The sequence below is a fragment of the Collinsella sp. D33t1_170424_A12 genome, assembly GCF_015554865.1.
Lineage (GTDB): Bacteria > Actinomycetota > Coriobacteriia > Coriobacteriales > Coriobacteriaceae > Collinsella.
The window spans coordinates 1-8,126 of record NZ_JADNJJ010000036.1; the positions used below are offsets into that span (position 1 = coordinate 1).

The 8,126-nt window shown below is 64.9% G+C and carries 11 protein-coding genes; 1 reads left to right on the forward strand and 10 read right to left on the reverse strand.

The window, feature by feature from the left end:
• Positions 1-767: ABC transporter substrate-binding protein (locus I2E26_RS01730; RefSeq protein ID WP_195419379.1), on the reverse strand; the 767-nt coding region annotated here is incomplete at its 3' end.
• A gap of 330 nt (positions 768-1,097) precedes the next feature.
• Here I2E26_RS01730 and I2E26_RS01735 point away from each other — a divergent pair.
• Entirely contained in the window at positions 1,098-3,632 is a 2,535-nt protein-coding gene (locus I2E26_RS01735) for a U32 family peptidase (protein WP_195419380.1), read from the forward strand.
• Between the two features lie 514 nt (positions 3,633-4,146).
• Here the strand turns inward: I2E26_RS01735 and rplX are convergent.
• From rplX to rplB, 9 genes are all read right to left on the reverse strand, one after another.
• Positions 4,147-4,470 carry a 50S ribosomal protein L24 gene (gene rplX / locus I2E26_RS01740; protein ID WP_222705665.1) on the reverse strand — a complete coding sequence of 108 codons (324 nt, stop codon included), beginning with the start codon at positions 4,468-4,470 and terminating at the stop codon, positions 4,147-4,149.
• Between the two features lie 15 nt (positions 4,471-4,485).
• Positions 4,486-4,854 (reverse strand): 50S ribosomal protein L14, encoded by a 369-nt coding sequence (gene rplN / locus I2E26_RS01745; protein ID WP_147587537.1) that lies wholly within the window; start codon positions 4,852-4,854, stop codon positions 4,486-4,488.
• Positions 4,855-4,957: 103 nt separating this feature from the next.
• Positions 4,958-5,227: a 30S ribosomal protein S17 gene (gene rpsQ / locus I2E26_RS01750; protein ID WP_147587536.1), complete on the reverse strand. Its 270-nt coding sequence runs from the start codon at positions 5,225-5,227 to the stop codon at positions 4,958-4,960.
• Between the two features lie 16 nt (positions 5,228-5,243).
• On the reverse strand, positions 5,244-5,459 hold the full coding sequence (rpmC, locus tag I2E26_RS01755; protein ID WP_147587535.1) for a 50S ribosomal protein L29: 216 nt from the start codon (positions 5,457-5,459) through the stop codon (positions 5,244-5,246).
• Positions 5,459-5,887, reverse strand: coding sequence for a 50S ribosomal protein L16 (gene rplP / locus I2E26_RS01760; protein ID WP_147587534.1), 429 nt, complete (start codon positions 5,885-5,887; stop codon positions 5,459-5,461). Before rplP ends, rpmC begins: the two co-directional genes overlap by 1 nt.
• Complete coding sequence (gene rpsC, locus I2E26_RS01765; RefSeq protein ID WP_195419381.1) at positions 5,887-6,597, reverse strand: 30S ribosomal protein S3; 711 nt, start codon at positions 6,595-6,597, stop codon at positions 5,887-5,889. Before rpsC ends, rplP begins: the two co-directional genes overlap by 1 nt.
• A gap of 5 nt (positions 6,598-6,602) precedes the next feature.
• Positions 6,603-6,974, reverse strand: a complete 372-nt coding sequence (gene rplV, locus I2E26_RS01770; protein ID WP_147587532.1) for a 50S ribosomal protein L22 — start codon at positions 6,972-6,974, stop codon at positions 6,603-6,605.
• Positions 6,975-6,987: 13 nt separating this feature from the next.
• The gene (rpsS, locus tag I2E26_RS01775) at positions 6,988-7,248 is read right to left on the reverse strand and encodes a 30S ribosomal protein S19 (RefSeq protein ID WP_006723048.1); all 261 of its coding nucleotides are present in this window, start codon (positions 7,246-7,248) and stop codon (positions 6,988-6,990) included.
• 30 nt (positions 7,249-7,278) lie between these two features.
• On the reverse strand, positions 7,279-8,109 hold the full coding sequence (gene rplB, locus I2E26_RS01780; protein ID WP_147587531.1) for a 50S ribosomal protein L2: 831 nt from the start codon (positions 8,107-8,109) through the stop codon (positions 7,279-7,281).
• Positions 8,110-8,126: the final 17 nt, after the last annotated feature.

Consider the following 8,126-nt stretch of genomic DNA (forward strand, 5'->3'; position numbering starts at 1 on the left):
AACGCGCGCACGGCTTCGGGATGATCGCGCGCAAACGCCCGGCGCACCACCGTCACGCCCGTGACCAGCTTGGAACCGCTCGCACCCGCTGCGCGCTCCCACGCCTCCGCAAGGTCGATACGCGGAGCCAACCGCTCGCTTCGCGCGCAGGCCGCCGTGGCGAAGGGTTCGGGAAGCACCCCGATCCTGTCGGGATCTTCCACGAGCAGCGCCGCGACCTCGTCCGGCGCGCTCTTGAACTCGAGCCGCACCGCATCGGACAACCCCGCCGCATCCAGCAGGTAACGCACCGTATATTCCGGGATGGCGCCCTTGCCCGCGAGGTGCACCGTGGCACCCGCGAGGTCCGCCAGCTCCGACACGCGATCGTCGCCTGTGACCACGCTCAGCACGCCAAGCGTATTCACGTTGAGCACCGCAACGCCGCCGTTCGACTTGGCATACAGCACGCTCGCCATGTTGGCGGGCACCAGCGCGATATCCACCTCGCCGTGAAGCAGCCGCGGCGCGGCCTCTTCGATGGACCCCATGAGCGAGAATGCGGGCGAGCCCGGCACCTTGCCGTCTTTTGCCCAGGCCATCAGCGGGACGAGCCCGATCGATGTAGGCCCCTTGAGCGAGGCGATGCGCATCGCGTTGGCGGACGACCCCGACCACGCCCGCGCGCCGCCGGGAACATCGTGCGCACCGCAGCCGGCCATGGCGATGGCCGCGCAAGCCGACGCCGTCGAGCACAGCCAGGCACGCCGCGTCATCATGCTGTTCATTCGCCCACCCCTTACCAGCCGGACGCGCCGCCGTGCGCGCGACCGCTCGATCCTCGTTGAACGCCGGCCGACCGATGCGAGCAGCCAGCGTCCGGGGTTCATCGCGCGCTCGCGCGAGAACCGGTTTCGTCCCCCCGATGGTAATGCAGCGCGTCCGCGCCGCGCAAACGAAACGCTTCGCTCGCGCGCGTCCGCCCGAACCGAGCTTCCATGCCCGCGCATATGCATTTGGCGCATTTGTGGGAGGGCGCCGCGAATCCCCGCGCTCCCCGCCCGACACGCCGCCTTCAACGTATAATCGCTGCTGTTCAACCATTTGAAAGGCATGTTATGACCCTGCGCGACACCCCGCATATCCCGCACCACGTCCCTCGTCCCGAGCTGCTCGCCCCCGCCGGCGGCCCCGCGCCCTTCGCCGCCGCGCTCGCCGCCGGCGCCGACGCCATCTACTGCGGCATGGGCTCGTTCAACGCCCGCCGCAAGGCCGACAACTTCACCGACGATACGTTCGAGGCAGCCTGCCGCGCCGCGCACCTCGCCGGCGCACGCGTCTACGTGACCGTGAACATCGTCATCAAGGACGAAGAGATGATCGAGGCGCTCGAGCTCGTCCGCCGCTGCGCGCGCCTGGGAGCCGACGCCTTCATCATCCAGGACTGGGGCCTTTTCCGCGAGGTACGCCGCCTCATGCCGCAGATCGAGACGCACATCTCCACGCAGGCGAACATCCACGACGTGCGCGGCACCGCCTGGTGCCGCGATGCCGGCGCGGACCGTGTCACGCTCTCGCGCGAGCTCTCCGTGGCCGAGATCGCGCAGATCTCGCAGGTCGGCATCGACCTCGAGGTGTTCGCCCATGGAGCCATCTGCTTTTGCTATTCCGGCGTCTGCCTGCTGTCGAGCTTCGCCCGCGCGGGCCGCTCCGCCAACCGCGGCATGTGCGCCCAGCCCTGCCGACTGCCCTACGAGCTCGTCAACGAACAGGGCCGCGTGCTTTCGCCCGCAAACCGCGAGCGCCCGCTGTGCCCGCGTGACACCAACACCTCCGAGATGGTTTCCGAGCTGCTCGACGCCGGCGCCGCCGCACTCAAGCTCGAGGGCCGCATGAAGGCCCCGGACTACGTTTACTCCATCGTTGACGTATACCGCCGCCAGCTCGACGACATCCTGGCCGGACGCCGCACGGACCCCGAGAGCGCCCAAGCGCGTGCGCGTCAGCTCAAGCGCTGCTTCAACCGCGATTTCACCACCGAGTACCAGCACGGCGCCTCGGGCGACGAGATGATGAGCTACGAACGGTCGAATAACCGCGGCCAGCTGGTTGGCGAGGTGCTGGGCAGCGCGCCCGCGCGCCGTGACGTTCGCGGCCTGCACCCCGACGACCGCCGCCGTCGCGCCGCCGTCGCACGGATCCGCCTCTTCGAGCCCGTTGGGAAAGGCGACTTGCTCGAGCTTCGCCACGACGACGAGTTCGACCAATTCCTCACCACGATCGCGCCAGAAGACGCGCAGACGGGCGAAACCATCCAGTGCGATATCCCGCGCGCCATGCCCGCGGGCAGCCGCGTTCGCATCATTCGCAGCCAAAGCGCCATCGATACGGCGAACGCCGTGCTCAAGCGCGATATCCCGCGCAAGCGCCCCGTACACGTGAAGGTGCGCGCCCGTCTGGGCGAACCCTTCGCCGTCACGCTCTCCTGCGTCGACGATGATAGCCGTGCGGCCGAGGCTACCGGCTTCATCGTGGAAGCCGCTCGGACACGCGCCGTCACCCGCGACGACCTCGTCGAGCACGTGGGCCGCATGGGCTCCTCGCCTTTTGAGGCGGCGTCCTTCGACATCGATATGGACGATACCTGCGGCATGGGCTTCTCGGCCGTACACAAGGTTCGCGCCGCCGCCTGCGCCGCACTCGAAGAGGCGCTTCTCGCTCCATACGCTTCACGCGACCGCGAACTGGGTCGTTTGGATGACATCGCCGGACGCGCCTGTATCGCGCGCGAAGGCGCCGGCGTTGACACCGTCGCCGTCGATACCGAATCCGACTCCCGGCGCGCCGTCCTATGCGTGATGGCCCCGAGCCTCGAAGCCGCCCGGACCGCGCGAGAGCACGGCGCCGACGCCATCTATCTCACGGCAGACACGCTCGCTGCAAGCGATATCCAGCCGCATGAGATCCTGGAACTTGGGATCGTCCCCGTGCTCGACGAGGTGTGCCGCGAGGCGGACCACGCCCGCCTAGACCCCTGGATCATCCCGGACGCGCCCGTTGCCGTCGGCACTATATCCGAGCTCGCATTGGCATCGACTCGAGGCGCCCGTGCCCAGCTACGTTCCTGCATCCCCGTGCACAACCTCGCATGCGCGACCATGCTTGCTGAATCCGGCGCACAGCTCGCCTGGCTCTCACCCGAACTTATCCTCGCCGAGATCGAGCGCTTCGCTCCCTCAGCGCCCCTTGCCTTCGGTATCGAGGTATATGGCAGGCCGCGCGTGATGACGAGCGAGCACTGCATCCTCCAGGTCGCCAGCGCCTGCATCCACGACTGCACGCGCTGCGGACTGCGCCGCCAACGCCTCTGGCTGCGAAACATCGACGGCAAGATGCTTCCCGTAACCACCGACATCCACGGCCGCTCCCACCTCTACGACGGCACGCCGATCGACCTTACCCCCCAGATTCCGCAGCTCCTCTCCGCCGGCGTATCCCACTTCATGGTAGACGCCACCCTTATGGACGAAGACGAGCTCAAGCGCACCGTCGTCCACGCGCGCCGCGCCCTTGACGCCGCCCTCGCCGGGCGAACCCCGACCAAACGCCTTCCCGGCACCTCAGCTGGCTGCCTCTTCGTAGGCGTAGAGTAACCAACTCCCGCCGCGCATCCCGAATAGAACAACGGCTCGTATCCCCTCCAGGATACGAGCCGTTTTGCTTGGGTCGAAGCAAGGACGCTGATTGAGCGCCGCGCCCCGATGCCCGCGACCAGAGAGGGCCCCGTACTCGACACAGCGGCGCGCCTTGCGGGGCACCGCCCTGCAACAGCGTTCCTGATCGTGACTCGAGCAGCCAAATGTATGCCATCGCATATCCAAGGCCCGCGACGAGCGAGGACCCCATGCTCGCCACAGTGGCGCGCCTTGCGGGGCACCGCCCCGCAGCAGCGTTCCGGACACCCGCCCCTCCCATCAAGTCGCTCCAACGCACCGCTGTACCCGCACCGACCCCAAGCTCGACCTCGACAAAAAACGGACCCGTAGGTCCGTAAACGTAGGGCGGCCCCGGGAGGATTCCCGAAGGGTGTTCTGAGAGGCGAAGCCTCGAACACACCCGAAGGGAACCTCCCGGGGCCGCCCGGCGAGAGTTCTTAGGACCTAATCCTTAGAACTTGTGACCGCACTTCTTGCAGATGCGCAGCTTGGTCTTGTGACCGTCGAGCTCGCCGGCCTCGTGGCCAACGCGGGTGCGCTGGTTGCACTTGGGGCAAACGAGGTTGACGTTGGAAGCGTCGATAGCAGCCTCCTGCGGAACGATACCGCCCTGCTGGTTCTGCTGGTTGGGCTTGACGGCCTTCTTGACGATGGCGACGCCCTCGACAACGACCTTGCCCTCCTTGGGGAGCGCGCGCAGAACGATGCCCTGCTTGCCGCGATCCTTGCCGGAGAGCACCTCGACCTTGTCGCCCTTCTTGATGGACATAGACATAGTGGTCTCCCCTAACTACAGGGTCTCGGGTGCGAGCGAGACGATCTTCATGTACTTCTTATCACGAAGTTCGCGAGCGACGGGCCCGAAGATACGGGTGCCGACGGGCGAACCGTCGTCCTTGATGACGACGCAAGCGTTGTCATCAAAGCGGATGTAGGAACCGTCCTTGCGACGGACCTCCTTCACGGTGCGAACGACGACGCACTTGACAACGTCCTTCTTCTTGACGTTGGCACCAGGCGTAGCCTCCTGCACGGCAGCGACGATGACGTCGCCGATTCCCGCATAGCGGCGCTTGGAACCGCCAAGCACCTTGATGCAGCGAACCTTGCGTGCGCCGGAGTTGTCGGCGACGTTCAGCATGGTTTGCATTTGAATCATGGTAGTTCCTCCGAACCTAGACCAGCGAGAGGTGCGCCGCCCGTAACGGCAGCCGATGGCTGCCAGAGCAGGCGCACATCGCTGGGGGTATTACACGTCGTGCTTACTTGGCGCGCTCGATGATCTCGACGAGACGCCAACGCTTCATCTTGGACAGAGGACGGGTCTCCATAACCTTGACGGTGTCGCCGAGGCCGGCCGTGCACTCCTCGTCATGGGCGTGGAGCTTCTTGGTGCTGGTCATCATCTTGCCATACTTGGGATGACGCTTGCGCTCGGTGATCTGGACAACGATGGTCTTGTTGCCCGAGATGGAGACGACAACGCCCTGACGGACCTTGCGCGTGTTGCGCGCTTCAGTCGTTTCAGCCATGTTCTACTCCTGAAATCTACTCGGTGACAGCGGACTTCTCCGCTGCGATCTGACGGGCGCGCTGCTCGGTGAGGATACGTGCGATATCCTTCTTCACGGTCGAAACGCGAGAAGTGTTGTCCAGCTGGCTGGTGGCCATCTGGAAGCGAAGGTTGAAGAGCTCGGCACGGTTCTCTTTCAGCTTCTCAACGAGCTGCTCGTCCGAAAGCTCACGAATCTCTGCGGGCTTCATTACTTAGCCTCCCCGTCCTGATTAGCGCGGGTAATGATCTTGGTCTTGATGGGCAGCTTGTGCTGAGCAAGACGCAGGGCCTCGCGGGCGATCTCCTCGGAGACGCCGGCGATCTCGAACATAACGCGGCCCGGCTTGACGACGGCCACCCACTCCTCGGGGTTACCCTTACCAGAACCCATGCGGGTCTCCGCAGGCTTCTTCGTGATGGGCTTGTCCGGGAAGATGGTGATGTAGACCTTACCGCCACGCTTCATGTAGCGGGTCATGGCGATACGAGCGGCCTCGATCTGACGGTTGGTGATCCAGTGACGCTCGAGAGCCTGGATACCGAACTCACCAAAGTGGAGCTGGGTGTTGCCCTTGGCCTGGCCCTTCATGGAGCCACGCTGCACCTTACGGTGGAGAATACGCTTAGGAGCAAGCACTACTGACCCCTCCTCTCGTTGTTACGACGACGAGGACGGGAAGAGCCCTCGAGAGCCGGGTTGGGAACAGGCTGGCCCGGGAGCTTCTCGCCCAGGTAGATCCAGACCTTGATACCGCAGGAACCCATGGTGGTGTGTGCGGTGGCGGTGCCGTAATCGATCTTGGCACGCAGGGTGTGCAGCGGCACGCGACCCTCGCGGTACCACTCGCGACGGCCCATCTCGGCGCCACCCAGACGACCGGAGCACTGGATACGGATACCCTTGGCGCCGGCCTTGCGAGCGGACTGAACAGCCTTGCGCATGGCGCGACGGAAGGCCACGCGGCCCTCGAGCTGCTCGGCGATGGACTGGGCAACGAGGTTGGCGTCCAGCTCGGGGCGCTTGATCTCGATGACGTCGACGGCGAGCTGGCCCTTCTCGACGCCAGCGACCTTCTCGAGCTCGGTGCGGAGGCCGTCGATCTCGGCGCCCTTCTTACCGATGACGATGCCGGGGCGGGCGGTGAGGATGATGACCTTCACCTTGTCGCCGGCGCGCTCGATCTCGACGCGGGAGACAGCGGCACGGGAGAGGCGCTTGCTCAGGAACTTGCGGATCTCGAGGTCGTTACCGAGGGTCTCGGCATAGTTCTTCTCGGCGAACCAGCGGGAGCGCCAGTTCTCGGTGATGCCGAGACGGAAACCAGTGGGGTAAACTTTCTGACCCATGACGCTTATGCCTCCTTTCGAGGAGCGACGATGATGGTAATGTGGCTGGTGCGCTTGAGGATGCGGGAAGCGGAGCCCTTAGCGCGAGGACGGATACGCTTGAGCGAGGGACCCTCGTCAACGTAGGCGGCCTTCACGACCAGATCCTGGGCGCGCATCTGGTTGTTGTTCTCAGCGTTGGCCACGGCGGAGCGGAGAACCTTCTCCACGTCCACGGCGACGTGGCGATCGCAGAAATGCAGGATATCGAAGGCGGCCGCGACGGACTTGCCACGGACCAGATCGACGACCAGACGAGCCTTGCCCGGGGAGACGCGCACGTACTTGGCCGTGGCGCGGACCTCGCGGCTCGCGATGTCGGTAGACTTAGTTGCCATTTACGTAGACCCCCTATTTGGCCTTGTGGGCACGGAACGTACGGGTCGGCGCGAACTCGCCGAGCTTATGACCAACCATGGACTCCGTGACGTACACGGGGACATGCTTGCGGCCGTCGTGGACGGCGATGGTGTGGCCAACCATCTCGGGGAAGATGGTGGACGCGCGGGACCAGGTCTTCACGACGTCCTTCTTGCCGGCCTCGTTCATCGCGATGATACGCGAGAGGAGGCGAGCCTCTACGAACGGGCCCTTTTTGAGACTTCTGCTCATAAGTGCTAACTCCTAAAACTCGGTATCGAACTACTTCTTGCGACGACGGATGATGAGGTCGTTGGAGACCTTCTTCTTCTTGCGGGTACGATAGCCCTTCGTCGGCTTGCCCCACGGAGTAACGGAGGGACGACCAGAGGTGTGGTTCTTGCCCTCGCCACCGCCGTGCGGGTGGTCGACCGGGTTCATGACCGTACCGCGGACGGTCGGGCGGATACCGAGGTGACGGCTACGGCCAGCCTTGCCGATGACGATGTTGGAGTGCTCGGCGTTGCCGACCTCACCAACGGTAGCGCGGCAGGTGAGCAGGATGCGACGCATCTCGGAAGAGGGCATGCGCACGATGGCGTACTTGCCCTCCTTGCCCATGAGCTGGCAGGCGGTACCGGCGGAACGAGCGATCGCAGCGCCCTTGCTGGGCTGGAACTCGATCGCGTGGATCAGGGTACCGACGGGAATCTCGGAGAGCGGCATGGCGTTGCCGGGCTTGATGTCGGCGCCCACGCCGGAGATGACGGTGTCGCCAACCTTGAGGCCCTTGGGGGCCAGGATGTAGCGCTTCTCACCGTCGACGTAGTGGAGCAGAGCGATGCGCGCGGAGCGGTTGGGGTCGTACTCGATGGTGGCAACCTTGGCGGGCACGCCGTCCTTGTTGCGCTTGAAGTCGATGCGACGATACTGACGCTTGTGGCCGCCGCCCTGGTGACGGACGGTGATGCGACCCTTGTTGTTACGACCAGCCTTCTTGGGAAGCGGCTCGAGGAGCGACTTCTCGGGCTTGGTGCAGGTGATCTCGGAGAAGTCCGAGATCGTCTGCCAGCGGCGACCTGCGCTGGTCGGCTTAAGATGCTTTACAGCCATTACTAAATCCCTTTCGA

Excerpts from the sequence above, each read along its gene's own strand:
- I2E26_RS01735 (WP_195419380.1), top strand. The coding sequence starts at position 1,098 with ATGACCCTGCGCGACACCCCGCATATCCCGCACCACGTCCCTCGTCCC.
- rplX (WP_222705665.1), bottom strand. The coding sequence starts at position 4,470 with ATGTCTATGTCCATCAAGAAGGGCGACAAGGTCGAGGTGCTCTCCGGC.
- rplN (WP_147587537.1), bottom strand. The coding sequence starts at position 4,854 with ATGATTCAAATGCAAACCATGCTGAACGTCGCCGACAACTCCGGCGCA.
- rpsQ (WP_147587536.1), bottom strand. The coding sequence starts at position 5,227 with ATGGCTGAAACGACTGAAGCGCGCAACACGCGCAAGGTCCGTCAGGGC.
- rpmC (WP_147587535.1), bottom strand. The coding sequence starts at position 5,459 with ATGAAGCCCGCAGAGATTCGTGAGCTTTCGGACGAGCAGCTCGTTGAG.
- rpsC (WP_195419381.1), bottom strand. The coding sequence starts at position 6,597 with ATGGGTCAGAAAGTTTACCCCACTGGTTTCCGTCTCGGCATCACCGAG.
- rplV (WP_147587532.1), bottom strand. The coding sequence starts at position 6,974 with ATGGCAACTAAGTCTACCGACATCGCGAGCCGCGAGGTCCGCGCCACG.
- rpsS (WP_006723048.1), bottom strand. The coding sequence starts at position 7,248 with ATGAGCAGAAGTCTCAAAAAGGGCCCGTTCGTAGAGGCTCGCCTCCTC.
- rplB (WP_147587531.1), bottom strand. The coding sequence starts at position 8,109 with ATGGCTGTAAAGCATCTTAAGCCGACCAGCGCAGGTCGCCGCTGGCAG.